The sequence below is a fragment of the Streptomyces fumanus genome, assembly GCF_014655295.1.
Taxonomy (GTDB): domain Bacteria; phylum Actinomycetota; class Actinomycetes; order Streptomycetales; family Streptomycetaceae; genus Streptomyces; species Streptomyces fumanus.
The window spans coordinates 434,259-459,492 of sequence record NZ_BNBI01000002.1 but is presented as its reverse complement, the minus strand read 5'-3'; the positions used below and the strand labels follow the sequence as shown (position 1 = coordinate 459,492).

Here is a 25,234-nt window from a genome sequence, read left to right as displayed (position 1 = left end):
CCCCGCGGCCGAAGGCCGACAAGCCCGGCAGCCGACAGTCCGAAGGCCGGCTGCCCGAAAGCTGGCTGGCCGAAGCCCGGCAGCCCGAAGGCCGTACACGGTCCGCCCGCCGTGTACGGCCTTCGTCGTGCCGGGCCACTCGTCTCGCCCAGAGCCCAGCCCCTGTCACCTGGGCCGTTCGCTCAGAGCGAACCGCCGCTCGGCCGTCGGGCGCCCCACTCCACCTGCGGTCCCACGGCCTGGGCCACGGGCTGCTCGGGACGGACCGCCGGTCCCAGCACGAAGGAGTCCTCCGCGCCGTCGAGCACCCCGCCCGAGGGATCGTCGTCACCGGCCCGGCGCACCGGGTCCCGGTCGGGCAGCAGGATGTCGCGCACCACCATGACGCACAGGTACGCCGTGCCGAGCAGATGCAGCCCGATCGCCCAGTGGTAGCCGTCGGTGGGCAGACCCTTGTGGGCGTCCCCGCTGGTCGTGTACGCGAGGTACATCCAGATGCCGAGGAAGTACGCCACCTCGCACGCCTGCCAGACGAGGAAGTCCCGCCACTTCGGCCGGGCCAGCACGGCCAGCGGCACCAGCCACAGGACGTACTGCGGTGAGTAGACCTTGTTGGTGAGGATGAAGGCCGCCACGATCAGGAAGGCCAGTTGGGCGAAGCGCGGACGGCGGGGCGCGCTCAGGGTGAGCGCCGCGATGCCGGCACAGGACAGCAGCATCATCAGGGTGGCGAGCGTGTTGACGGTCTCGGTGCTGAGCGGGTCGGAGGAGTTCTGGGCCAGGATCAGCCAGAAGGACCCGAAGTCGACGCCCCGGTCCTGGCTGAACGTGTAGAACTTCGACCAGCCCTCGAAGGCGAACAGCATCACCGGCAGGTTCACCACCAGCCACGACACCACCGCCCCGCCCAGGGCCGTCCCGAACGCCCGCCACTTGCCCGCGCGCCAGCACAGCACCAGCAGCGGCCCGAGGAGCAGGAAGGGGTAGAGCTTGGCGGCCGTGGCGAGCCCGAGGAGCACACCGAAGGCGAGGGAGCGGCCCCGTGACCACATCAGCATCGCGGTGGCCGTCAGCGCCACCGCCAGCAGGTCCCAGTTGATGGTCGCGGTGAGCGCGAAGGCGGGCGCCAGGGCGACCAGCAGCCCGTCCCAGGGGCGCCGGGCGTGGGTCCGGGTCACACAGACGGCGATGACCGCGGCGCACACCATCAGCATTCCGGCGTTGACCATCCAGTACCACTGTTCCTGGTGCTGGATGCTGCCGCTGCCGGGGGTGAGCCAGGAGGCGACCTCCATGAACACACCGGTGAGCACCGGGTATTCGAGGTACTGCATGTCCCCGGGGAGCTTGTCGAAGTACGGCACGAGGCCGTCGGCGAATCCACGCCCGTTGTAGAGGTGCGGGATGTCCGAGTAGCAGGCGTGCGTGTACTGCGAGCTGGCGCCGAAGAACCAGCCTCCGTTGTAGCAGGGGGCCTTCTGGACCAGACCGAGGGCGAACATGCCGATCGCCACGAGCACGATCACCCGGGCCGGAGTCCACCAGGACGTCCCGAGCAGGGCCCGCCGGCCGATGGGGCCGCCGATCAACTCGCTGCCGGCCGCGGCGACCCGGTCCTCCCTGGTCGGCAGCACCGGGTCCGACGGGTGTGCGCTCGCTTGCGTCGATTCTGCACTGGGCATGGGGCTCATCCTGCCGTACGTCCCTGGGAAAACGCCGAGGGCCGCCGCACCTGGTCGGTGCGGCGGCCCTGTTCCACGTGAAACATCTGGGTGTTTCACGTGAAACACCCAAGCCGGGCGATCCGGTGGCTAACCGTTCGGTCCGCCGAAGATGTCCCCGTTGGCGCCACCTCGCGGGTTGCCCCCCTCCGAGGACGACTGAGAGGGGGAGGACGAGGGAGACTCCTCGCCTTCCGAGCCACCGTTCTCGGAGCCGCCGTTGTCCGAGCCGCCGTTGCTCTCGTTCTCGCAGTTCCAGCCCAAGATGCCGCAGGACTGGGACGCCGACGGGGACGGGGACTCCTGCTCCTCCTCCGTCTCGGTGACCGAGGGGGACGGCGTCGGGCTCTCTTCCTCCTCCGTCTCGGTGATCGACGGGGTCGGCGTCGGCTCGGGGTCGTCGTTGAGGACCTCACCGATGGGCTGCGGCGTCGGGAACTTCTCCGCCGGCTGACCCTTCAGCGCCTCTTCCATGTAGTCGTGGAAGATCTCGGACGGGAACGAGGCACCGTGGATCGACTCCTGGTCACCGGTCCCGTACATCTCCAGGAAGGTGCGGTTCTTGATCGACTCGTCGTCCGGGTAGCGGAACATGGTGATGGCGGTCGAGAGCTGCGGGGTGTAGCCGACGAACCAGGCGGACTTGTTGCCGTCGGTCGTACCGGTCTTGCCCGCCACCTCGCGGCCGGTGAGCTTGGCGTTGGTACCGGTGCCCTCTTCCACCACGGTCTTCAGCACGTCCGTGACGTTGTCCGCGACCTTGGCCGTGAACGCCTGCTTGGTCTCCACCTCGTGCGTGTAGACCGTGCCGTCCTTGTTCGTCACCTTGGTGACGGAGAACGGGCTCCGCTGCTTGCCGCTGGAGGCGAAAGTGCCGTACGAGCCCGCCATCCGGATGGCGCTCGGGTCGGAGATACCGATGGAGAAGGAGGGGAACGAGGTACCGGCCAGGCTCTCCTTCAGGAGGCCGGCCTCGATCGCGGCGTCCTTCACCTTGTCCAGTCCGACGTCCATGCCGAGCTGGACGAAGGAGGAGTTCACCGACTCCCGCATCGCCTCGCGCAGGTCGATCTTGTAGTCGGGCGCCTTGCCGTAGGAGACGCCGCCGTCATTGACCTGCAGCCACTCCTCGCCCTCCTCGTTCTGCCAGACGCTGCCGTCGTAATTCTTGATCTTGAGCTTGTTCTTGCCGCTGTAGAGGCTGTCGGGGGAGACCACGGTGCGCTCGTCCTGTGCCTGGACCTGGCCGAGGTCGGGATCGCGCACGCCCCACTTCATCGCCGCCGCGAGCACGAACGGCTTGAACGTCGAACCGACCTGCGCACCGGTCACATCGGCGTTGTTGGTGAAGTGCTTGGTCGCGTCCGCACCGCCGTAGATGGCCTCGATGGCACCGGTCTTGGGGTTCACGGAGGCACCGCCGAACTGGACGTGGGTGTCCGTGTCCGGGCGCTTCTTCGGATCGATGTTCTTCTTGTAGACCTTGGTGACGGCGGTCTCCAGCTCCTCGACCTTCTTCTTGTCGAAGGTGGTGTAGATCGAGTAGCCGCCCTGGTCGAGCTGGGTCGCGGTGACCACGTCGTTCTTGATCAGCGACGCCTTGGCGAGGTCGACGAGGTAACCGATCTGGCCGCTGAGCTGGGTGTTCGTCCGCGGGTTCTGCCACTTGGGCAACGTCTTGTACTTGTCGCGCTCGGCCTGGCTCAGATGGCCGTACTCGACCATCTTGTCGAGGGTGTCCTGCATCTGGAGCAGGGCCCGCTTCTGGTTCGCCTTGGGGGTGGCGGCCGAGTCGATGGACTGGGAGCCCAGCGGGTCGTAGTAGGTCGCGCCCTTGAGCATCGCCGCCAGGAAGGCGCACTCGCCCGGGTTCAGGTCGACGGCGTCCTTCTCGAAGTACGCCCGCGCCGCGGCCTGGATGCCGTACGCGCCGCGGCCGTAGTAGGCGGTGTTGAGGTAACCCTCGAGGATCTCGTCCTTGTCCTTGTTGGCGCCCACCTTGATCGACACGAAGATCTCCTTGACCTTGCGGGAGATCGTCTGCGACTGGTCGTCCAGCATCGCGTTCTTCACGTACTGCTGGGTGATGGTGGAGCCGCCCTGGGTGTTGCCGCCCCTGGCCATGTTGAACACGGCGCGGGCGATGCCCTTGGGGTCGACGCCGCTGTCCTTGTAGAAGGTCTTGTTCTCCTGCGAGATCACGGCGTTCTGCATCGCCTTGGGGATCTGCGAGAGGTTGATGATCTGGCGGTTGCGCTCACCGCCCGTGGCGACCATCTGCTCGCCGTCGGCCCAGTAGTAGACGTTGTTCTGCGCCTTGGCGGTCTTGGCCACGATGGGGATCTCGACCATGGAGTAGGCGAGGCCCGCCGCCGCCACCATCGCGCCGAAGAAGCCGATGCACAGGCCCGAGACGAGCTTCCAGGACGGCACCCAGCGGCGCCATCCGTCGCGGTCGAAGCGCGGGTAGTCGACCAGACGCTTCTTGCCGGGCGCCGCCGCCCGGCCGCGTCCCGCCGGTACCGCGCGCCGGCCCGCACGGCCGGGCTCGGCCGCTCTGCGGCGCCCGCCGCGCTGGGCCGCGCGGCGGGCTTCGGCACGGCCGCCGTAGGAACGCTCCTCACCCCCCGGGCCGTACGCGCCGGACGGAGATTCTGTGGCGCCCCGCGGTGCCGCGCGGCGGCCGGAGGACGAGCCGGACTGGCCGCGTCGGGCCGCGGCACGTCCGCCTCCCTGCGGCTGCGGCGGTTTGCGACGGTGCTCGCTCATCGAACGACTACTCCTCGGGCAGGCGCACCTTTGCGCGCCTGGCAACGGCGGCTGGTTTCCGGTCCCCCCGAAGTACGGCTGCGGCTGCTGCCGCATTCACCCGTACTGCACCGAGGACAGGGACGCCCCCGGGCGTCACTCGGTTCCCGGTGGTCTGCATGGCGCACAGACTACGCACCGCCGAAACCCCCGAGTTCCGAAGTTCACCTCAAATCAGGCAACTTGCTTCCCATGAATCAGCGATGTGATCCCGTTCACGACACCCCCTCTTGTCCCGGGAGTCGGGCCGTTCTATCGTCTGGATGTATCGAGTCGATACATCAGCTCGGCATAAGGGCCCACGCGGCAGAGAGGAGGCGACGATGAGCCGGCGTTCCGGGATCCTCGAGTTCGCCGTCCTCGGCCTGCTCCGCGAATCCCCGATGCACGGCTATGAGCTGCGCAAACGGCTGAACACGTCACTGGGGGTCTTCCGGGCGTTCAGCTACGGGACGCTGTACCCCTGCCTCAAGACGCTGGTCGCGAACGGCTGGTTGATCGAGGAACCGGGGAACACCGCGGAGAGCGCCGCCCCCCTGGCCGGCCGCCGGGCCAAGATCGTCTACCGGCTGACGGCGGAAGGTAAGGAGCACTTCGAACAGCTCCTGTCGCAGACGGGTCCCGACGCGTACGAGGACGAGACCTTCGCCGCCCGGTTCGCCTTCTTCGGGCAGACCTCGCGTGACGTACGCATGCGTGTCCTGGAGGGCCGCCGCAGCCGGCTGGAGGAGCGCCTGGAGAAGATGCGCGTCTCGCTGGCGCGCACCCGGGAGCGCCTGGACGACTACACGCTTGAGCTCCAGCGCCACGGCATGGAGTCCGTGGAGCGCGAGGTGCGCTGGCTGAACGAGCTCATCGAGAGCGAGCGGGCGGGACGGGACCTGAGGGGTTCCGCCGGCGAGGGGACCGCTCAGCAGGACACCACACATGGAGCGACGGGCGACCTGCCCCGGCCCGGGGACCGAACCCGGCCGGATACGCCCGACGACACCGCCACGTGAGCGCCCAGTCAGGGCCTCACTCGTACACACAGGGAGCAACCGGAATGGGTTCGGTTCGCGTAGCCATCGTCGGTGTGGGCAACTGCGCCGCATCGCTGGTGCAGGGCGTCGAGTACTACAAGGACGCCGACCCGGCGGCCAAGGTGCCGGGCCTGATGCACGTCCAGTTCGGCGACTACCACGTCAGTGACATCGAGTTCGTCGCCGCCTTCGACGTGGACGCCAAGAAGGTCGGCCTGGACCTCGCGGACGCCATCGGCGCCTCCGAGAACAACACCATCAAGATCTGCGACGTGCCGAACACCGGTGTCCAGGTCCAGCGCGGCCACACCCTCGACGGCCTCGGCAAGTACTACCGAGAGACCATCGAGGAGTCCGCCGAGGAGCCGGTCGACGTCGTCCAGGTCCTGAAGGACAAGCAGGTCGACGTCCTGGTCTGCTACCTGCCCGTGGGCTCCGAGGACGCGGCGAAGTTCTACGCCCAGTGCGCCATCGACGCGCGCGTGGCCTTCGTCAACGCCCTTCCGGTCTTCATCGCCGGCACCAAGGAGTGGGCGGACAAGTTCACCGAGGCGGGCGTCCCGATCGTCGGTGACGACATCAAGTCGCAGGTCGGCGCCACCATCACGCACCGTGTGATGGCGAAGCTGTTCGAGGACCGGGGCGTCATCCTGGACCGCACGATGCAGCTCAACGTCGGCGGCAACATGGACTTCAAGAACATGCTCGAGCGCGACCGCCTGGAGTCGAAGAAGATCTCCAAGACCCAGGCCGTCACCTCCCAGATCCCCGACCGGGACCTGGGCGAAAAGAACGTCCACATCGGCCCGTCCGACTACGTCGCCTGGCTCGACGACCGCAAGTGGGCCTACGTCCGTCTGGAGGGCCGCGCCTTCGGTGACGTCCCGCTGAACCTGGAGTACAAGCTGGAGGTCTGGGACTCCCCGAACTCCGCCGGTGTCATCATCGACGCCCTGCGTGCCGCGAAGATCGCCAAGGACCGCGGCATCGGCGGCCCGGTGCTCTCCGCGTCGAGCTACTTCATGAAGTCCCCGCCGGTCCAGTACTTCGACGACGAGGCCCGCGCCAACGTCGAGAAGTTCATCGCCGGCGAGGTCGAGCGCTGACCCGCTCCCGCCGCTGAGCGCGAGGTCCCCGGGCGCGGTGCGTCCCGGGGACCTTTCCGTGGCGGGGCCGCCCCCGAGGGCCCCGCCCGTATGTGAGGCTGTGCCCCATGGCCGTCGTCCGTGACCTGCGCGTCCTGCTGCGCCTGAAGGGGTTCCGGCGTCTGCTCGCCGTGCGCCTGCTCTCCCAGGGCGCCGACGGCGTCTACCAGGTGGGCCTCGCCACTTACGTCGTCTTCTCACCGGAGGAGCAGACCTCGGCCGCCGCGGTCGCCTCCGCGATGGCGGTCCTGCTGCTGCCGTACTCCCTGGTGGGCCCGTTCGCCGGCGTCCTCCTCGACCGCTGGCGGCGCCGCCAGGTCTTTCTCTACGGCAATCTGCTGCGCGCCCTGATGGCCACCGTGACGGCCGCCTTGATGATCGCCGCCGTCCCGGACTGGCTGTTCTACGTCTCCGCCCTGTGCGTCACCGCCGTCAACCGCTTCGTGCTGGCCGGCCTGTCCGCCGCCCTGCCCCGGGTGGTCGACGCCGAGCGCCTGGTGATCGCCAACTCCCTCTCCCCGACCGCCGGGACGCTGGCGGCGACGGCGGGCGGCGGCCTCGCCTTCCTCGTCCGCCTGGTGGTCGCGGACTCCGACGCCGCCGTGGTGGTGCTGGGCGCGGGGCTGTACCTGTGCGGCGCGCTGGCCTCGCTGCGCCTGGCGGTGGAGCTGCTGGGTCCCGACCGGGCGCTGGTACGGCCCCGGCTGGCCACCGCCCTCGCCGGCACCGCCCGCGACCTGACGGCGGCGGTACGGCACCTGGCCGCGCCGGCCCGGCGGGAGGCGGCCCGGTCACTCGCCGCGATGACGCTGATGCGGTTCTGCTACGGCGCCCTGCTGGTGATGCTGCTGATGCTCTGCCGGTACGCCCTGACCTCCGGCACCGACGAGGGGCTCGCCCTGCTGGGGCTGGCGCTGGGCGTCTCGGGCGCCGGCTTCTTCGTGGCGGCGGTGCTCACGCCCTGGGCGGCGGGGCGGCTCGGCCCCGGCCGCTGGATGGCCCTGTGCGCGGCGGCCGCCGCGGTGCTGGAACCCGCGCTCGGTCTGCCGTTCGCCACGGCACCGCTGCTCGCGGCCGCGTTCGTGCTGGGGCTGACCACCCAGGGATCGAAGATCGCGACCGACACGATCGTGCAGACCTCGGTCGACGACGCCTTCCGTGGCCGGATCTTCTCGGTCTACGACGTGCTGTTCAACGTCGCCTTCGTCGGCGCCGCCGGGGTGGCCGCGCTGATGCTGCCGCCGGACGGGCGCTCGGTGCCGCTCGTCGTCACGGTCGCCCTCGGCTACGCGGCGGTTGCGGTGGTAATGACCCGGTTCGAGCGGCGGCCAGTGTCACATCCATGACACGGAGTGGCTCACGGTATCGGGGATGTCAGTGGGGCCCGATAGCTTACGTGGGTCTTATGCGCGACATGTTCGCGCCACGCACCCATGTTTGAGGGGGACCTCCAAGTGACCACTCCGCCGCCCCAGGGCAATCCTTTCGCGCCGGGCCAGCCGCAGGCTCCGCAGCAGCCGCAGGTTCCCCAGCAGCCCCAGGGGCAGAACCCTTACGCCCAGGGCCAGCCGGCCGCGCCGCAGCAGGCAGGGCAGCCCGGGTTCCCCCCTCAGGGCGGCGCCCCGTTCCCCGGCGCTCCGATTCCGCCGGGCGCCCCCGTTCCGCCCAGCGCCCCCTCCGGCCGCTTCAAGAAGAAGGCCCTGCGGATCGTCGCCCTCATCCTCGTCGCGGTGGCCATCGGCATCGGCAAGTGGTACTTCAGCCAGAGCGACGCCGAGACCACTGCGGTCGGCAACTGCATGCACAACGACGGCACGCAGACCTCGCCCGACCTGAAGACGGTCGACTGCTCCTCCGGCGACGCCCAGTACAAGGTCGTGGAGAAGTTCGACAACAGCACGGACAGCGGCAAGTGCGAGGCAGTCAAGGACGCGGAGATCTCGTACTGGCAGCAGGGTGACGGCCACGATGTCGTCCTCTGCCTGAAGGAAGTCTGAGCCGACACAAGGTTCCGAGACGGACACGGGGTCATGTTTCACGTGAAACATGACCCCGTTTCCCCTACGTCCGGACGCCGGGTCCGGGCGCTCAGCCCTCCTGCCGGGCCCACCACTCCTTGAGCGCCGCCACCGCCTCGTCGTGCTCCATCGGCCCGTTCTCCAGCCGCAGCTCCAGCATGTGCTGGTACGCCTGCCCGACGGCCGGTCCCGGACGGATGCCCAGTATCTCCATGATCTGGTTGCCGTCGAGGTCCGGGCGGATCGCGTCCAGCTCCTCCTGCTCCTGCAGCCGGGCGATCCGCTCCTCCAGCCCGTCGTACGCCCGGGAGAGCGCGGCGGCCTTGCGCTTGTTGCGGGTCGTGCAGTCGGAGCGGGTCAGCTTGTGCAGCCGGCTCAGCAGCGGCCCCGCGTCCCGGACGTACCGGCGGACGGCGGAGTCCGTCCACTCCCCGGTGCCGTAGCCGTGGAACCGCAGATGCAGCTCGACCAGGCGCGAGACGTCCTTCACCAGCTCGTTGGAGTACTTCAGGGCCGTCATGCGCTTCTTGGTCATCTTGGCCCCGACCACCTCGTGGTGGTGGAAGGAGACCCGGCCGTCCTTCTCGAAGCGGCGGGTGCGCGGCTTGCCGATGTCGTGCAGCAGCGCGGCCAGGCGCAGGGTCAGATCGGGACCGTCCTCCTCCAGCGCCATCGCCTGCTCCAGGACGATGAGCGTGTGCTCGTAGACGTCCTTGTGCCGGTGGTGCTCGTCGCTCTCCAGCTTCAGGGCCGGCAGCTCGGGCAGCACCCGGTCGGCGAGGCCGGTGTCGACCAGCAGCGTCAGGCCCGTGCGGGGGTGCGCGGAGAGGATCAGCTTGTTCAGCTCGTCCCGGACCCGCTCGGCCGAGACGATCTCGATCCGCCCGGCCATCTCCCTCATCGCCGTGACGACTTCGGGGGCCACCTCGAAGTCGAGCTGCGCGGCGAACCGCGCGGCCCGCATCATCCGCAGCGGGTCGTCCGAGAACGACGCCTCCGGGGTGCCCGGCGTCCGCAGCACCCGGGCGGCGAGGTCGGCCAGCCCGCCGTGCGGATCGACGAACTCCTTCTCGGGCAGCGCCACGGCCATCGCGTTGACGGTGAAGTCCCGCCGGACCAGGTCCTCCTCGATGGAGTCGCCGTAGGACACCTCGGGCTTGCGCGAGGTGCGGTCGTACGCCTCCGACCGGTAGGTCGTCACCTCGATCTGGTAGCCCTCCTTCTGCGCCCCGACGGTGCCGAAGGCGATCCCGACCTCCCACACGGCGTCCGCCCACGGCCGCACGATCTTCAAGACGTCCTGCGGACGGGCATCGGTGGTGAAGTCCAGATCGTTGCCGAGCCGCCCGAGCAGCGCGTCCCGGACCGAGCCGCCGACCAGGGCCAGCGAGAACCCGGCCTCCTGGAAGCGGCGGGCGAGGTCGTCGGCGACCGGCGCGACCCGCAGCAGTTCGTTCACCGCGCGGTGCTGCGCCTGGCTCAGGGCACTGGGACTGACTTCATTGGCGTTCGGCACAACAGAAAAGGGTACGTGGCCCGCGCGGACCCGGGCGCACCCCCTTTTTCCCCGCTCCCCTTTATAGGCGCATATACGGGACCGGTCCGGCCCGGTACCGATCTTGTGGTGCCCTCCGCGGCACTTACCCTCAGCGCGCATCGTTACCATGCGTGGACGCACATTCCGACGACCACTGACGACGACGAGGGACGGGCGAGCGCGTGGCCGAGGCGGCAGACATCCAGGGGACCAGTCCCTCACCTGCCCGCCGCCGGGTACGGCGCACACTGGCGCTGCTGACCGGGGCGCCCCTGCTGGCCGGTCTGGTGCAGATCCCCGCCGCCGGTTCCGCGCACGCCGAGGCGCGGGAGGGGGCGCGGTCCGCCTCCGACGCGGGCGGCGTCAGCGTGGCCGTCGACTCGCTCAGCCCCGCCGCCCCCCGGGACGGCGACACGGTCACCGTGTCGGGCACCGTGACCAACCTCGGCAAGCGGACCGTCACCGACGCCCACGTGGGGCTGCGGGTGGGCGAGCGGATCACCACCCGGTCGGGCATCGACTCGGTCGCCGAGGACAGCCGCGACCTGTCGGGCGCGACCGGTACGGAGATCGACGACAAGTACGGCACCAAGTTCGCCAAGCTCACCCCCGGTGTCGCCGAGCACTTCAACCTCTCCGTCCCCGTCGACGAGCTGGACCTCGGCGAGAAGGGCGTCTACGAGTTCGCCGTGACGCTCTCCGGGCAGACCTCCGCGCAGCCCTGGGAGCAGGTCCTGGGCGTGCAGCGGACCTTCCTGCCCTGGAAGCCCGACGGGTCCGGCACCAAGACGAAGACGACGTTCCTGTGGCCGCTGATCTCCGACGCCCACATGGCCGCCGAGACCGGGTCCAACGAGAGTCAGACCCCGGTCTTCCTCGACGAGGACCTGGCCAAGGAGATCTCCCCCGGCGGCCGCCTCGCCCAGATGGTGGCCCTCGGCAAGGACCTCGACGTCACCTGGGTGGTCGATCCCGACCTGCTGGCCTCCGTCGACGCGATGAGCCACAGCTACGAGGTGCGGGGCGCGGACGGCCGCACCACCGCCGGCAAGCACCAGGCGGTCGCCAAGCAGTGGCTGGCCGACCTCCAGGACGCGGTGGAGGACAAGGAGGTCGTCGCGCTGCCCTTCGCCGACCCGGACCTCGCCTCCCTCGCCCACAACGGCACGGACATCACCGGCTCGCTCAGCCAGCTCAAGGACGCCACGGACGTCGTCGCCAACACGGTCGAGCCGATCCTCCACGTGAAACCGAGCACCGACTTCGCCTGGCCCGCGGAGGGCGCCGTCGACCCGTCGATCGTGAAGGTGGCCACCTCCGCGGGCGCCGACAAGGTGATCGCCCGCAGCGACAGCCTCCAGGAGACCGGCGGTCTGACCTACACGCCGTCGGCAGCCCGGCCGATCGGCGGCGGGACCACGGCGGTCGTCGCGGACGCCCGGCTGTCGACGGCGTTCGAGGGCGACCTGACGAAGGCGTCCGCCTCGACGGCGGCCGTGCAGCGGTTCCTCGCGCAGAGCCTGCAGCTCGGCCTGCAGACCGGCAAGCAGCGCAGCGTCGTCGTCGCCCCGCAGCGGATGCCGACCGGCAGCCAGGCCCGGGCGATGGCCGAGGCGCTGACGGCCCTGGCGGACGGCACCTGGTCCCAGGCCCAGGACCTGACGGACGCCGCCGCGGCCAAGCCGGACCCGGGCGCCACGACGAAGGTGCCGACGCGTTCCTCGTACCCCGCGAAGCTGCGCAAGCAGGAGCTGCCGCACGCGGCGTTCGAGCAGATCGCCCGGACCCAGGACAAGCTCGGCCACTTCAAGGTCGTCCTTTCCGACGAGTCCCGGGTGGTGACCCCCTTCGGGCGGGCGCTGAACCGCGGGATGTCCACGGCCTGGCGCGGCCGGGCCGCCGAGGCCCAGGCGTTCCGCGACGGCGTGGAGACCTACCTGGACGGGCTGACCGGCCAGGTGAGACTGATCGACAAGTCGGAGACCAAGCTCTCCGGCCGCAGCGCCACCATCCCGGTGACCGTGCAGAACAACCTGGTCCAGGGCGTCGACCACCTGGTGCTCCGGCTGACCTCGACCAACCCGACGCGTCTGAAGATCGGCGGCGACGCCTACCAGGAGCGGCCGGTCACGGTCTCCGGCGGCCACAGCCAGTCGGTGAAGTTCACCACGTCCGCCAACGCCAACGGCCAGGCGACGGTGGTCGCCCAGCTCTTCACGGCGGACGGTCAGCCGTACGGGCAGGCGGTCACCTTCGACGTGAAGGTCACGGAGATCACCGCCACCGTGATGCTGGTCATCGGCGGCGGCGTCCTCCTGCTCGTCCTGGCCGGCTACCGGATGTACCAGCAGCGCAAGCGCGCCGCCGCCCGCACCGGGGACGAGGACGGCCCCGGCGAGGACGGCGACGGCACGGCCGGCGGACCCGAGAACCCGGCGGGCCCCGAGGAACGTCTCCGGGAGGAGTCCGGGGCGCACGGCCGGGCAGGCGACCCGGTGCAGCCGAGTGACCCGACACCGGACACCGCAGCGGAAAGCGCCGACCCGTCCGGGACGGGTGAGAGAGTGGACCGTTGAGGATGTCGTGGCCGGTCGGCCCGGGACGATGAGGTGGGGTAACCATGAACGCGCCGTACGACGGTGACCGCGGCCAGGCCGCGGGCGGCTCGGGGCACCCCGAGGGCCCGCCGCCCGAGGACGGCCGGGTACCGCCGCAGCCGCCCGCGGACATGTACCTCCAGGACGCCTACGACCAGGACCCCTACCGGGCGCAGGACCTCGCCGCCCAGGACCCGGTCGACGAGGCGCTCTACGACCGCGCCGCGCACCCGCCGCCGCCCCCGGGCACCTACCCCCCGCAGCAGCCGCTGTACTCGCAGCCGCCGCAGTCGCCGTACGCCCCCGACCCTCGGGTGTGGGCGCAGACCCCGGCGCCCGAGCCCGACGGCGCGACGCAGTACCTGCCGTACGGCGACGACCCGCGGACCACGCAGTACGTGGGCGTGGACGACCTGGTCACCCAGGCCGGCGAGGAGCGGCACGAGCCGGACGCCTTCGCGCACCTCTTCCGGGACCAGCAGCAGGGCGGCGGCCACCCCGCCTACGACGACCAGCCGTCGGTGCCCGGCCCCTCACCGGCACCGAACCCGTACGGCGCGGCCCCCGGCGGGTACGGACAGGCCCAGGGGCCCGGCCCGTACGGCGAGCCGCAGTCCCCGTACGCGCAGCAGCAGGGCCAGTACGGCACGCCGCAGGCACCCGGCCCCTACCAGGCGGCCCCGGCGCCGCAGGGCCCGTACGCGGCTCAGTACGCGCCCGCGCCGCCGCCCGCGGCGGCCGAGACCCCCGCCCAGGGGATCGAGGAGCCGGTGGCGGCCAGCCCCGCCGCCACGGCCAAGAAGGGCGGCCGCGCGGCCGGGCTGCTGAAGTCGAGCGCCGTGATGGCGGCGGGCACCATGGTCTCCCGCCTCACCGGCTTCATCCGCTCCGCGCTGATCGTCTCCGCCCTCGGTGTCGGCCTGCTCGGCGACACCTTCCAGGTCGCCTACCAGTTGCCGACGATGATCTACATCCTCACCGTCGGCGGCGGGCTCAACTCCGTCTTCGTGCCGCAGCTCGTGCGGGCCATGAAGGAGGACGACGACGGCGGCGAGGCGTACGCCAACCGGCTGCTGACCCTGGTCATGGTCGCGCTCGGCGCGCTCACCGTGCTGTCGTTCTTCGGGGCGCCGCTGCTGATCCGCCTGCTGTCCGACCCGGTCGCCAGCGTCCCGGCGGCCAACCAGGTCGGCATCACCTTCGTCCAGTACTTCCTGCCCTCGATCTTCTTCATGGGCGTCCACGTGGTGATGGGGCAGATCCTCAACGCCCGCGGCAAGTTCGGCGCCATGATGTGGACGCCGGTCCTGAACAACATCGTCATCATCGTGACGCTCGGCATGTTCATCTGGGTCTACGGCACCGCCGCCGACTCCGGGATGAAGGTCACCAGCATCCCGCCGGAGGGGCAGCGGCTGCTCGGCGTCGGTGTCCTGCTCGGCCTCGTCGTCCAGGCCCTGGCGATGATCCCGTACCTGCGCGAGACCGGCTTCCGGCTGCGGCCGCGCTTCGACTGGCGGGGGCACGGCCTGGGCAAGGCCGTCACCCTGGCCAAATGGACCTTCCTGTTCGTCCTCGCCAACCAGGCCGGCGCGATCGTCGTCACCCAGTTGTCCACCGCCGCGGGCAAGTCCTCGCACGTCGACGGCACCGGCTTCGCCGCCTACGCCAACGCCCAGCTCATCTGGGGCCTGCCGCAGGCCATCATCACCGTCTCCCTGATGGCGGCGCTGCTGCCCCGGATCTCCCGCTCGGCGGCCGAGGACGACGCCGGTGCCGTCCGTGACGACATCTCGCAGGGCCTGCGCACCACGGCCGTCGCGATCGTGCCGATCGCCTTCGGCTTCGTCTCGCTCGGCATCCCGATGTGCACGCTGATCTTCGGCTCCTCGGGCACCACCGAGGCCACCAACATGGGCTACATGCTGATGGCCTTCGCCCTCGGCCTGATCCCGTACTCCGTCCAGTACGTCGTCCTGCGCGCGTTCTACGCCTACGAGGACACCCGGACGCCCTTCTACAACACGGTCATCGTGGCCGCCGTCAACGCGGGCGCCTCGGCGCTCTGCTACTTCCTGATCCCGTCGCGCTGGGCCGTGGTCGGCATGGCCGCCTCCTACGGGCTGGCCTACGCGACCGGCGTCGGCGTCGCCTGGCGGCGGCTGCGCAAGCGGCTCGGCGGCGACCTGGACGGCTCCCGGGTGACGCGCACCTACGCCCGGCTGGCCATCGCCTCGGTGCCGGCCGCCCTGCTCAGCGGCGCGGCCTGCTACGGCATCGGCCACTCCCTCGGCCAGGGCGTCCTCGGCTCCTTCGCCGCGCTGCTGGCGGGCGGGGCGGTGCTGCTCGGCGTCTTCTTCGTCGCCGCCCGGCGGATGCGGATCGAGGAGCTGAACTCGCTGGTCGGCATGGTCCGCGGACGCCTGGGACGCTGAGACGGGGGGTAGGCGCACAACCATCGTCCGCCGCCGCGTGTCGTGCTTAGCGGCGGACTGTGGGCACAATTGGTCTCGGCGTCGGACGGCGCGCATCGGGTGCCGACCGGCGCGCAACGAATGGGGAGGCAGGAACGACGGTGGCGGAACGGAGCACGGCTGCCGTCGACGTGGCAGACACCAGCGGCGAGCAGTCGCTGGCCGCCGAGGCGGACCAGTCCACGGCCGACGGGGTGGCCAACAACCGGGAGCGGGACACGGACAGCGACGAGGCACAGGAGAGCGCCGGGACAGAGGTGTCCGGGAAGGTCTCGCCTCCCGAACTGCACAGCGGCCACAAGCTCGCCGGACGCTACCGACTGGAGGAGTGCGTCACCCGTCTGGACGGATTCAGCAGTTGGCGGGCGGTCGACGAGAAGCTCCGCCGGGCCGTCGGCGTCCATGTCCTCCCCGCGGAACACACCCGGGCCCGTTCCGTCCTGGCCGCCGCCCGCTCCTCGGCCCTGCTGGGCGACCCCCGCTTCGTCCAGGTGCTGGACGCCGTCGAGGACGACGACCTCGTCTACGTGGTCCACGAATGGCTCCCCGACGCCACCGAGCTGACCGCGCTGCTCGCCGCCGGCCCGCTGGAGGTGTACGACGCCTACCAGATGGTCAGCCAGGTCGCCTCCGCCATGGCCGCCGCCCACCGCGAGGGCCTGGCCCACCTCCGCCTCAACCCCAACGCCGTGCTGCGCACCTCGACCGGCCAGTGGCGCATCCGCGGACTCGCCGTGAACGCCGCGCTGCGCGGCATCAGCTCCGACACCCCGCAGCGCACCGACACCGAGGCGATCGGCGCCCTGCTGTACGCCGCGCTGACCCAGCGCTGGCCGTACGAGAACGACGCGCACGGCCTGTCCGGGCTGCCCAAGGACCTCGGTCTGATCCCGCCCGACCAGGTACGGGCCGGTGTCCACCGGGGCCTGTCCGAGCTGACGATGCGCGCGCTCGCCAACGACGGCGCCACCGCCTCCCGCCACGAGTCCCCGTGCACCACGCCGGAGGAGCTGGTGAAGGCGATCGGCGAGATGCCCCGCATCCGCCCGCCGGAGCCGGCGTTCACCACCCCGCCCGAGTACCAGCACACGACCTACCAGCAGGGCACCTACGGCCGTCCGGCACCGCACCCCGGCGTCACCCAGGCGGTGCCGGCCCCGCCGCCCCCGCTGCAGAGCCGTACCGGCAAGGCCCTGAAGTGGGGGGTCTCGGCGCTGCTCATCGCCGCTCTGGGGCTGGGCAGTTGGCAGTTGGCGGACGCCCTGATGGACCGGGGCGGCAAGGCCGACGACCAGAACCGCACGCAGACGACGGACAGCGACGACAAGGGCCCGAAGAAGCCGGTGTCCGGCAAGCCGATCGCGATCAGCGGGGCCCGGGACTTCGATCCCCTGGGCGACCAGTCCGAGAAGCCGTCCGAGATAGGGAACGTCTACGACGACAGCACGGCCACGTACTGGCAGACGGACTACTACCTCAGCTCCGACTTCGGCCGCCTGAAGTCGGGCGTCGGTGTCATCCTCGACCTGGGCAAGGCCCAGCGGGTCGGCAAGGTGACCGTCACCTTCGTCGGGGAGACCTCCGTCGAACTGCGCGCCGCGAGCGCGGACGCCCAGTCGGAGCCGACGTCCCTGGACTCCTACGGCAAGGTCGCCGAGGGCTCCGGGACCACCGTGGTGCTCAAGCCGGACAAGACGCTCAAGAGCCGTTACCTCCTCGTATGGCTCACCGATCTGCCGATGCAGGCGAACGGGCAGTGGCGCGGCAGGCTGGCGGACATCAAGGTGACCAGCTAGGGCACATCGGCCGCGAGGGAGGGGGCGAGATGGCGGACGGCTCCGGTGCGGACGGCCCGAGCGATCACGACCTGCTCGCCCGCCATGTGCGCGGCGACCCCGACGCCTTCGGTGAGCTGGTACGCCGCCACCGCGACCGGCTCTGGGCCGTGGCCCTGCGGACACTGGGGGACCGTGAGGAGGCCGCCGACGCCGTGCAGGACGCGCTGGTCTCCGCCTATCGTGCCGCCCACACCTTCCGCGGCCAGTCCGCCGTCACGACCTGGCTGCACCGGATCACGGTGAACGCCTGCCTGGACCGGGCCCGCAAGGCCGCCTCCCGCAAGACCGCGCCCGTGGACGACACCGAGCGGCTGGACCAGTTGCTGGAGCCGCACGAGTCGGCCTCCGCGCCGGCCGAACGCCACGACCTGCGGCGCCAGCTCGTGGCGGCCCTCGGCACCCTCCCGCCCGACCAGCGGGCGGCCCTCGTCCTGGTCGACATGCAGGGCTACCCGGTCGCCGAGGCCGCGCGCATCCTCGACGTGCCGACCGGCACGGTCAAGAGCCGCTGCTCCCGCGGCAGAGCCCGATTGCTGCCGCTGCTGACCCATCTCCGTCCGGGCCCCGGCACGGAGGTCACGGCACCGGGCGCCGGCACCGCACCGGGCGCGGAGGTCACCGCACCGAACACGGAAGTCACGGCATCGAACACGGAAGTCACGGCACCGGGCACAGAGGTCACCGCGCCGGGCGCGGAGCGGAACCGGACGCCGGGGGCATCCGTCCCACCCGCAGCGGCACCACGACAGGCGGACCCGCCCGACGCGGGGCCGAGCGATTCCCCAGCAGTGAAGGGCGGAGGTGGACGAACGTGACGTCGTCGACGACAGACATGGCCGGACACCCGGACGTCACGGAGATCTCCGACCTCACCGAGGGCCTGCTGCCCCCGTCCCGGAGCGCCGCCGTACGCCGCCACCTGGACGCCTGTGAGGTGTGCGCGGAGGTGCACGCCTCGCTGGAGGAGATCCGAGGACTGCTCGGCACCCTCCCGGGACCGCAGCGGATACCGGAGGACGTGGCCGGCCGCATCGACGCCGCGCTCGCCGCGGAGGCCCTGCTGAACGCCACGACACCGGAGCCGGCGGACACCGCGGCGCCGGGTGCGCCCGGTGCCGGGCCGGACGGAGACGGTCGTGCGCATGTTTCACGTGAAACATCGGCACCGGCGGGACGGCCACGCGCCGCCACCACCGGACCGGGGCGCAAGAACCGCACCCGGGCCGGGCGCCGGAGGATCGCCGCGCTGGGAGCCGTCTTCGCGGCAGCCGCTCTGGGGCTGGGCTCGGTCATCGTGGCCTCCGTCCAGGACAACGGCTCACCCGAGTCCGGACAGCAGACCACCCGCACGGACACCTTCTCCGAGGGCGGGCTGGAGCGGCAGGTCTCCGACCTGCTCAGTTTCGACCGGACCGCGCAGGGCGGGCGGACCCCCCAGACCTTCGGGATGCAGTCGGAGGGCGGCGCCGAGAACCGTCTCTTCACGCGGGCCGCGGTCCCCGAGTGCGTCCAGCAGGGGATCGGCCGCAACGACGCGGCGCTCGCCGTCGAGGAGGGCGTCTTCCGGGGACGCGAAGCCCTGCTCGTGGTGCTGCCCGACGCCTCCGACGACAGCCGGGTCACCGTCTATATCGTGGAGTCCACCTGTGTGGGGCAGCCCTCGTCCGGCAAGGCCGAGGTGCTGCTGAAGCACTCCTTCCGACGGTCCTGAACGCCGGTTGCCGCACCGTCGGACGTGTGGGCGGACACAGCGGGAATGCACGCCCCTTAGGATCCGTTGAGTGGGGCGAGAGCACTGAGAAGCGCTCGCCCGGTCCTGCAAGACGCAGTCCAGAGACGAGGAATCAAGCCGTGAGCGACGTCCGTAACGTGATCATCATCGGCTCCGGGCCCGCCGGCTACACGGCGGCGCTCTACACCGCGCGGGCGTCGCTGAAGCCGCTGGTCTTCGAGGGCGCCGTCACCGCCGGTGGTGCGCTGATGAACACCACCGAGGTGGAGAACTTCCCCGGCTTCCAGGACGGCATCATGGGCCCCGAGCTCATGGACAACATGCGCGCCCAGGCCGAGCGCTTCGGCGCGGAGCTGGTGCCGGACGATGTCGTCTCCGTCGACCTGTCGGGTGAGATCAAGACCGTCACGGACACCGCGGGCACGGTCCACCGGGCCAAGGCCGTCATCGTCGCCACCGGCTCGCAGCACCGCAAGCTCGGCCTGCCGAACGAGGACGCCCTCTCCGGCCGCGGCGTCTCCTGGTGTGCCACCTGCGACGGCTTCTTCTTCAAGGACCAGGACATCGCCGTGATCGGTGGTGGTGACACCGCGATGGAGGAGGCGACCTTCCTCTCCCGGTTCGCCAAGTCCGTCACGATCGTCCACCGCCGGGACACCCTCCGGGCCTCCAAGGCGATGCAGGAGCGCGCCTTCGCCGACCCGAAGATCAGCTTCGTCTGGGACAGCGAGGTCGCCGAGATCCAGGGCGACCCCAAGCTCTCGGGTCTGAAGCTGCGCAACCTCAAGACCGGCGAGCTGTCGGACCTGCCCGTCACCGGCCTGTTCATCGCGATCGGCCACGACCCGCGCACCGAGCTGTTCAAGGGCCAGCTCGACCTGGACGCCGAGGGCTATCTGAAGGTGGACGCGCCCTCGACCCGGACCAATGTGCGGGGTGTCTTCGCCGCCGGTGACGTGGTCGACCACACCTACCGCCAGGCGATCACCGCGGCCGGCACCGGCTGCTCCGCCGCTCTCGACGCCGAGCGCTTCCTGGCCTCGCTGTCCGACGAGGACAAGGCCGAGCCCGAGAAGACCACTGTCTGACCCCCTTTCTTCCCCACGCACCAACCAGTTAAGGAGCCCGCCGTGGCCGGCACCCTGAAGCATGTGACCGACGACTCCTTCGAGCAGGACGTGCTCAAGAGCGACAAGCCCGTACTGGTGGACTTCTGGGCCGCCTGGTGCGGTCCGTGCCGCCAGATCGCGCCCTCTCTGGAGGCGATCGCCGCCGAGTACGGCGACAAGATCGAGATCGTCAAGCTCAACATCGACGAGAACCCGGGAACGGCCGCCAAGTACGGCGTCATGTCCATCCCGACCCTGAACGTCTACCAGGGTGGCGAAGTCGCCAAGACCATCGTCGGCGCCAAGCCGAAGGCCGCGATCGTCCGCGACCTTGAGGACTTCATCGCCGAGTGATGTTTCACGTGAAACACGAATGGGCCAACCCGGAAGGGCTGGCCCATTCGCTTTGCCGTGCTCGTCCTGACCGGCGCCTTACAGCGGCCTGAGTGCCGGTTCCTTCTGCACGGCTCCCAGCAGCCGGTCGAGCGCCATCTCCACGTCTTCCTTCCAGGACAGCGTGGACCGCAGCTCCAGCCGCAGCCGGGGATGGGTGGGGTGGGGGCGCACCGTCTTGAAGCCCACCGCCAGCAGATGGTCAGCCGGCAGCATGCAGGCGGGCTCCTTCCAGCGGGCGTCGCCGAATGCCTCGATCGCCTTGAACCCCCGGCGCAGCAGATCCTTGGCGACCGTCTGGACCATCACCCGGCCCAGTCCCTGCCCCTGGTACCCCGGCACGATGAACGCGGTCATCAATTGCACCGCGTCCGGCGAGACAGGACTCGTGGGGAACGCCGTGGACCGCGGTACATAGGCGGGAGGGGCGTAGAGGACGAAGCCGACCGGGACATCATCCACGTAGACGACCCGGCCGCAGGAGCCCCAGTCGAGAAGGACGGCGGAGATCCAGGACTCCTTCTCCAGAGCGGACGTGCCCGCCTTGATCGCGGCTTCGCCGCTGACGGGGTCCAGCTCCCAGAAGACACACGAGCGGCAGCGCTGGGGGAGGTCCTCAAGGTTGTCCAGCGTGAGCGGTACGAGCCGACGCCCCATGAAGGCTGTTCCTCGCTTCCTTCGCCCGCAGCGACACGAGCGGCTGTCAGTGCACTCCGTTCCCTGAGCAGGCTCCCGATGAACCCACCGACCGCGCCCAGCCCGAGCCCCGCGCTCACCAGCCCGGTCCGGCTCATCGTTCGCATGGCCTCTGCCCCACTCCGAGGAGTACCGCTCCTCCGAATACGCCATACCTGATCGCATCGTATCCACGATGCGATTGCCTCGAAACCGACTGAAAGCAAAGAGCGGGCCACGTTCCGGCACACACCGGACATGGCCCGCTCCGTCGACCGGCGGAGCATCTGACGTGCTGCTCCGCCAGCCCGAGGCTCAGGAGTCGGCGTCCCCCGCCTCCCCCTCCAGCAGGCTCGTCTGCAGCACGGGCCCCTCGCCGGGGGCGAGTGTGCCGAGGATCCGCTCGAGGTCCTCCATCGAGGCGAACTCGACGGTGATCTTGCCCTTCTTCTGTCCCAGGTCGACCTTCACCCGGGTCTCGAAGCGGTCCGAGAGCCGGGTCGCGAGCTCGGAGAGCGCCGGGGAGACCCGGGCACCGGCCCGGGGGCCCTTGGAGCGCTGGGCCTTCTCCGGCCGGGACCCCATCAGGGTCACGATCTCTTCCACGGCCCGCACCGAGAGCCCCTCGGCCACGATCCGGTGAGCCAGCCGGTCCTGCTCCTCGGAGTCCTCCACGGAGAGCAGCGCACGGGCGTGGCCCGCGGAGAGGACTCCGGCCGCGACCCGCTTCTGCACCGACGCCGAGAGCTTCAGCAGCCGCAGGGTGTTGGAGACCTGGGGCCGGGAACGGCCGATCCGGTCCGCCAACTGGTCATGCGTGCAGTTGAAGTCCTTCAGCAACTGGTCGTAGGCGGCGGCCTCTTCCAGCGGGTTCAGTTGGGCGCGGTGCAGGTTCTCCAGCAGGGCGTCCAGGAGGAGCTTGTCGTCCTCCGTGGCCCGGACGATCGCCGGGATCGCCTCCAGGCCGGCCTCGCGGCAGGCCCGCCAGCGCCGCTCGCCCATGATGAGCTCATAGCTCTCCGGGCCCGTCTGCCGGACGACGACCGGCTGAAGAAGACCGACCTCCTTGATGGAGGTGATCAGTTCCGCGAGCGCGTCCTCGTCGAAGATCTCACGCGGCTGCCGCGGGTTGGGCGTGATGGAGTCCAGCGGGATTTCGGCGAAGTGCGCGCCCATGGGAGCCATGGGCAGCTCCGCCGACCCCGGCGCCGGTTCCTCTGTTTCACGTGAAACAGGCGGCAGGGTCGCCACCTTCGCCGCTGCCACTCCGCGATCAGTGGACAGCCCCGGTACGGCCGTGGGAGAGGCGGACGGCGCCGCTCCCAGGGCGGCCGAGGCCACCGACTTCTCCGTTGAGGCAGGGGGGATCAGTGCAGCCAGTCCGCGACCCAGCCCCCTCCGTCGCTCGTTCACTGCATCCCCTCCGCCATACTCGGGTCGTTCTGGGCGCCGGTGTGGGCGTGCGTCGCGTCATAGCTGACGCCCACCCCCCTCAGCGCGATCTCTCGGGCCGCCTCAAGGTAGGAGAGGGCACCGCTCGATCCTGGATCGTAGGTCAGCACCGTCTGCCCGTAGCTCGGCGCCTCGGAGATACGGACGGAGCGGGGAATGCTCGTCCGCAGCACCTCGTCGCCGAAGTGGTTGCGCACCTCGTCCGCGACCTGGGACGCGAGTCGCGTCCGGCCGTCGTACATGGTGAGCAGGATGGTCGACACATGGAGAGCGGGGTTGAGGTGCCCCCGCACCAGGTCGACGTTGCGCAGCAACTGGCCCAGCCCCTCCAGCGCGTAGTACTCGCACTGGATCGGGATCAGTACCTCCTGGCCCGCGACCAGGGCGTTCACCGTGAGCAGGCCGAGGGACGGCGGGCAGTCGATGAGAATGTAGTCCAGCGGCTGCTCGTACGCCTTGATCGCTCGTTCCAGCCGGCTCTCGCGGGCCACCAGGGACACCAGCTCGATCTCCGCACCGGCGAGATCGATGGTGGCGGGGGCGCAGAAGAGGCCCTCGACGTCGGGGACGGGCTGGACGACGTCCGAGAGAGGCTTGCTCTCGACCAGGACGTCGTAGATGGAGGGGACATCGGCGTGGTGGTCGATGCCCAGGGCGGTCGAGGCATTGCCCTGGGGGTCGAGGTCGACCACCAGGACCCGGCCGCCGTGCAGGGCCAGCGACGCGGCAAGGTTGACGGTCGTCGTCGTCTTGCCGACCCCGCCCTTCTGGTTGGCGACCACGATGACACGGGTCTGCTCCGGACGTGGCAGGCCCTCGCCGGCTCGGCCCAGTGCCTCCACCGCCAGTTGGGCCGCACGACCGATCGGAGTGTCGTCCATCGGAGGCGGTGTTTCACGTGAAACATCCGCCCCCATCGACTCGGTACGGGGACCGGGGACCGGATCGGTCATCGGTCCCGCGATGTTGGCGTCGGACCGCAAGGATTCACTCTCCTCGACTTCAGGCTCGCGATGAACAGAGCCTCCCATGCCTTCGGGGTCGCGAACCAGTGAGGCCAGGGGTTCTGTGGAGAAATCCACCTCTGTGGACAACTCCGTACCTCTTACGGGGAGCGACGCCTCCTCGGCGAGGGGCTCACCCTCGGCGGAAGCATCGTCTCCGAGGGAGCCGGGGGAGCCGAGAGAGCCGAGGGGCTTGCGGTCGCGGGGTTCGGCCGCAGCGCGGCCGCGACTGATGATGCCGTGCAGCAGTGAGCGACGTTTCACGTGAAACACGATGCACAGCCGCCGAGGCCGAACTACCGCGACACTCCGGCGCCCCGGGCGGGGGAGGCTGGTGTGGAGTAACTAGCCCCGGCGGCGCCGAGCCCGCCCGGTCCGGGCCGCCTTCGCCCGTTTGGCCGCGAAGCGCACACCGCCCGGACTCTCCCCCACCTCCACGCGGACGACCGTGGACCTCGGGTCCACGATGCCCTCGCCGACATGCAGGATGGACGTCTCCACGGCACCCAGCTTGCTCAGTGCCGTCGCCGCGCTCTTGAGTTCCTCCTCGGCGGTGTCGCCCTTGAGGGCGAGCATTTCGCCGTACGGCCGCAGCAGCGGGATGCCCCAGGTGGCCAGCCGGTCCAGTGGGGCCACGGCGCGGGCGGTCACCACGTGCACCGGCGTCAGCTTGCCCATGACCTCCTCGGCCCGGCCGCGGACCACGGTCACATGGTCCAGCCCCAGCAGCTCCACGACCTCGGTGAGGAAGGTGGTGCGCCGAAGAAGCGGCTCCAGCAGAGTGATCTTGATGTCGTCCCGCACCAGTGCCAGCGGGATGCCGGGCAGTCCGGCTCCCGAGCCGACATCGCAGACCGTCACCCCCGAGGGCACGACCTCCGACAGCACCGCGCAGTTCAGCAGGTGCCGCTCCCACAGGCGGGGCACTTCGCGCGGGCCGATCAGCCCGCGCTGCACACCGGCCTCGGCCAGCAGCTCCGCGTAGCGGACCGCGTCCGCAAAGCGATCGCCGAACACCTCGCGTGCCTGCTCGGGCGCAGGGGGAAGCTCCGCTGCCTCCGTCACGGGGACCGTCCTTCCGTACCGCGCCGGCGCCTCGGGCGCCGGCACCAGACCACCAGAACTATCAGGCTGACAAAATTCGGCCCCGCCTGCGCAACAGACGGGGCCGGGGGACGCGGGGTCCGATCAGGCGGGCAGTACGACGACGAAGCGCCCCGGCTCCTCGCCCTCGGACTCGCTGCGCAGGCCGGCGGCCTTGACCGCGTCGTGCACGACCTTGCGCTCGAACGGCGTCATGGGCTGCAGGCGCACGGGCGCGCCGCTGCTCCGGGCGTCGGCGGCGGCCTTGGCGCCCAGCTCGGACAGCTCGGTGCGCTTACGGGCGCGGTAGCCGGCGATGTCGAGCATCAGACGGCTGCGGTCACCGGTCTCCCGGTGCACGGCCAGGCGGGTGAGCTCCTGGAGCGCCTCCAGCACCTCACCGTCCCGGCCGACCAGCTTCTGCAGGTCACGGCTGCCCGTGTCGCTGATGATCGAGACGGAGGCACGGTCGGCCTCGACGTCCATGTCGATGTCGCCGTCGAGGTCGGCGATGTCGAGCAGACCCTCCAGGTAGTCCGCCGCGATCTCACCCTCCTGCTCCAGGCGGGTCAGGGTGTCTGCGCCCTCGGCAGCGGCGGAGATGGTGCCTTCCGTCACGGGATGGA

Annotated in this window: 19 protein-coding genes; 11 read left to right on the top strand and 8 right to left on the bottom strand. The window is 70.4% G+C overall.

Features of this window, described 5'->3' with window-relative positions:
* Positions 1–182: 182 nt before the first annotated feature.
* Together IE316_RS06270 and IE316_RS06265 are read right to left on the bottom strand one after the other, a co-directional pair.
* Positions 183–1,691, bottom strand: a complete 1,509-nt coding sequence (locus IE316_RS06270; protein WP_190203112.1) for a glycosyltransferase family 87 protein — start codon at positions 1,689–1,691, stop codon at positions 183–185.
* A 120-nt stretch (positions 1,692–1,811) separates the two neighbouring features.
* Positions 1,812–4,490 (bottom strand): transglycosylase domain-containing protein, encoded by a 2,679-nt coding sequence (locus tag IE316_RS06265; RefSeq protein ID WP_190203111.1) that lies wholly within the window; start codon positions 4,488–4,490, stop codon positions 1,812–1,814.
* A gap of 362 nt (positions 4,491–4,852) precedes the next feature.
* Here IE316_RS06265 and IE316_RS06260 point away from each other — a divergent pair, with 362 nt between their 5' ends.
* The 4 genes from IE316_RS06260 (at position 4,853) to IE316_RS06245 (ending at position 8,693) form a co-directional block, all read left to right on the top strand.
* Positions 4,853–5,530 (top strand): PadR family transcriptional regulator, encoded by a 678-nt coding sequence (locus IE316_RS06260; RefSeq protein ID WP_190203110.1) that lies wholly within the window; start codon positions 4,853–4,855, stop codon positions 5,528–5,530.
* Positions 5,531–5,574: 44 nt separating this feature from the next.
* A complete protein-coding gene (locus IE316_RS06255) occupies positions 5,575–6,657 on the top strand; it encodes an inositol-3-phosphate synthase (protein ID WP_190203109.1) in 1,083 nt (360 codons plus the stop codon).
* A 107-nt stretch (positions 6,658–6,764) separates the two neighbouring features.
* Positions 6,765–8,042: an MFS transporter gene (locus IE316_RS06250; protein WP_190203108.1), complete on the top strand. Its 1,278-nt coding sequence runs from the start codon at positions 6,765–6,767 to the stop codon at positions 8,040–8,042.
* A 108-nt stretch (positions 8,043–8,150) separates the two neighbouring features.
* Complete coding sequence (locus IE316_RS06245; RefSeq protein WP_190203107.1) at positions 8,151–8,693, top strand: LppU/SCO3897 family protein; 543 nt, start codon at positions 8,151–8,153, stop codon at positions 8,691–8,693.
* A 91-nt stretch (positions 8,694–8,784) separates the two neighbouring features.
* Here the strand turns inward: IE316_RS06245 and IE316_RS06240 are convergent, their stop codons facing one another.
* Positions 8,785–10,230 carry a CCA tRNA nucleotidyltransferase gene (locus IE316_RS06240; RefSeq protein WP_190203106.1) on the bottom strand — a complete coding sequence of 482 codons (1,446 nt, stop codon included), beginning with the start codon at positions 10,228–10,230 and terminating at the stop codon, positions 8,785–8,787.
* A gap of 203 nt (positions 10,231–10,433) precedes the next feature.
* Between IE316_RS06240 and IE316_RS06235 the strand changes: the two genes are divergently transcribed.
* From IE316_RS06235 to trxA, 7 genes are all read left to right on the top strand, one after another.
* Positions 10,434–12,827: a DUF6049 family protein gene (locus IE316_RS06235; protein WP_190203105.1), complete on the top strand. Its 2,394-nt coding sequence runs from the start codon at positions 10,434–10,436 to the stop codon at positions 12,825–12,827.
* Positions 12,828–12,871: 44 nt separating this feature from the next.
* On the top strand, positions 12,872–15,283 hold the full coding sequence (gene murJ, locus IE316_RS06230) for a murein biosynthesis integral membrane protein MurJ (RefSeq protein WP_190203104.1): 2,412 nt from the start codon (positions 12,872–12,874) through the stop codon (positions 15,281–15,283).
* 140 nt (positions 15,284–15,423) lie between these two features.
* Positions 15,424–17,118, top strand: a complete 1,695-nt coding sequence (locus tag IE316_RS06225; protein ID WP_190203103.1) for a protein kinase family protein — start codon at positions 15,424–15,426, stop codon at positions 17,116–17,118.
* A gap of 29 nt (positions 17,119–17,147) precedes the next feature.
* Complete coding sequence (sigM, locus tag IE316_RS06220; RefSeq protein ID WP_190203102.1) at positions 17,148–17,975, top strand: RNA polymerase sigma factor SigM; 828 nt, start codon at positions 17,148–17,150, stop codon at positions 17,973–17,975.
* A gap of 17 nt (positions 17,976–17,992) precedes the next feature.
* The gene (locus IE316_RS06215; RefSeq protein ID WP_190203299.1) at positions 17,993–18,871 is read left to right on the top strand and encodes an anti-sigma factor family protein; all 879 of its coding nucleotides are present in this window, start codon (positions 17,993–17,995) and stop codon (positions 18,869–18,871) included.
* 140 nt (positions 18,872–19,011) lie between these two features.
* Positions 19,012–19,980: a thioredoxin-disulfide reductase gene (gene trxB / locus IE316_RS06210; protein WP_190203101.1), complete on the top strand. Its 969-nt coding sequence runs from the start codon at positions 19,012–19,014 to the stop codon at positions 19,978–19,980.
* Between the two features lie 42 nt (positions 19,981–20,022).
* Positions 20,023–20,355, top strand: a complete 333-nt coding sequence (gene trxA, locus IE316_RS06205) for a thioredoxin (RefSeq protein ID WP_190203100.1) — start codon at positions 20,023–20,025, stop codon at positions 20,353–20,355.
* 78 nt (positions 20,356–20,433) lie between these two features.
* Here trxA and IE316_RS06200 read toward each other — a convergent pair whose 3' ends face one another.
* The 5 genes from IE316_RS06200 to IE316_RS06180 form a co-directional block, all read right to left on the bottom strand.
* Positions 20,434–21,051, bottom strand: coding sequence for a GNAT family N-acetyltransferase (locus IE316_RS06200; RefSeq protein WP_190203099.1), 618 nt, complete (start codon positions 21,049–21,051; stop codon positions 20,434–20,436).
* A 333-nt stretch (positions 21,052–21,384) separates the two neighbouring features.
* Positions 21,385–22,482 (bottom strand): ParB/RepB/Spo0J family partition protein, encoded by a 1,098-nt coding sequence (locus IE316_RS06195; RefSeq protein WP_190203098.1) that lies wholly within the window; start codon positions 22,480–22,482, stop codon positions 21,385–21,387.
* Entirely contained in the window at positions 22,479–23,552 is a 1,074-nt protein-coding gene (locus IE316_RS06190; RefSeq protein ID WP_190203097.1) for a ParA family protein, read from the bottom strand. The genes IE316_RS06195 and IE316_RS06190 overlap by 4 nt, the downstream gene beginning before the upstream one ends.
* 318 nt (positions 23,553–23,870) lie before the next feature.
* Entirely contained in the window at positions 23,871–24,590 is a 720-nt protein-coding gene (gene rsmG / locus IE316_RS06185) for a 16S rRNA (guanine(527)-N(7))-methyltransferase RsmG (RefSeq protein ID WP_190203096.1), read from the bottom strand.
* Between the two features lie 123 nt (positions 24,591–24,713).
* Positions 24,714–25,226, bottom strand: coding sequence for a Jag family protein (locus IE316_RS06180; protein ID WP_190203095.1), 513 nt, complete (start codon positions 25,224–25,226; stop codon positions 24,714–24,716).
* Between the last annotated feature and the right edge of the window lie 8 nt (positions 25,227–25,234).